The sequence below is a fragment of the Leisingera sp. F5 genome (assembly GCF_001593695.1).
Genome location: NZ_LUKH01001209.1, coordinates 1 through 1,191, shown reverse-complemented (window position 1 = coordinate 1,191; position 1,191 = coordinate 1). Strand labels below are relative to the sequence as shown.

1 protein-coding gene is annotated in these 1,191 nt (G+C 63.1%); it reads left to right on the top strand.

The window, feature by feature from the left end; all coding sequences use genetic code 11:
* Positions 1-71: 71 nt before the first annotated feature.
* The coding region (gene leuC / locus A2I95_RS40190; RefSeq protein WP_291737915.1) for a 3-isopropylmalate dehydratase large subunit at positions 72-1,191 on the top strand (1,120 nt) is incomplete at its 3' end.

The window sequence follows — 1,191 nt, the reverse complement described above, 5'->3', positions numbered from 1 at the left end:
GTCCTGGCACGCCTATAAGGCCGTTGCCCAGCCCAAAGCCAGCATACCCAAATACATACGGGAGTGGACCCATGTCCCCCAAAACACTCTATGACAAAATCTGGGATGCGCATGTTGCGCATGAAGCCGAGGATGGCACCAGCCTGCTTTATATCGACCGCCACCTGGTCCACGAAGTGACCAGCCCGCAGGCGTTCGAAGGCCTGCGCATGGCCGGCCGCGGCGTGCATGCCCCGGATAAAACCATCGCGGTGCCGGACCACAACGTGCCGACCACGCTCGACCGTGCCAAAGGCATCGAGAACGAGGAAAGCCGCATCCAGGTCGAAGCGCTTGACAAAAACGCCCGCGAATTCGGCGTGCATTACTACCCGGTGGATGACGTCCGCCAGGGCATCGTGCATATCGTTGGCCCCGAGCAGGGCTGGACGCTTCCGGGTATGACGGTTGTCTGCGGCGACAGCCACACCGCCACCCACGGTGCATTCGGCGCGCTGGCGCACGGCATCGGCACCTCGGAGGTCGAGCACGTTCTGGCCACCCAGACGCTGATCCAGAAGAAGTCCAAGAACATGAAGGTGGAAATCACCGGCAAGCTGAAGCCGGGTGTGACCGCCAAGGACATCACCCTGGCGGTGATTGGCGAGACCGGCACCGCCGGCGGCACCGGCTATGTGATTGAGTATTGCGGCGAAGCGATCCGGGATCTCACGATGGAAGGCCGCATGACGGTCTGCAACATGGCCATCGAAGGCGGCGCCCGCGCCGGCCTGATCGCCCCGGACCAGACCACCTATGACTATGTCAAAGGCCGCCCGCACGCCCCCAAAGGCGCCCAGTGGGAAGCCGCGCTGACCTGGTGGAAGACCCTGTTCACCGATGAAGGCGCCCATTTCGACAAGGTTGTCACCCTGAAGGGCGAAGACATCCAGCCGGTTGTGACCTGGGGCACTTCGCCCGAGGACGTGCTGCCGATCACCGGCGTGGTGCCCGCACCTGAAGACTTCACCGGCGGCAAGGTCGAAGCCGCCCGCCGTTCGATCGAATACATGGGCCTGACCCCCGGTCAGAAACTGACCGACATCGAGATTGACACCGTGTTCATCGGTTCCTGCACCAACGGCCGCATCGAAGACCTGCGCGCCGTGGCCGAGGTGGTGAAAGGCAAGAAGATCAAGGACGGCATGCGCG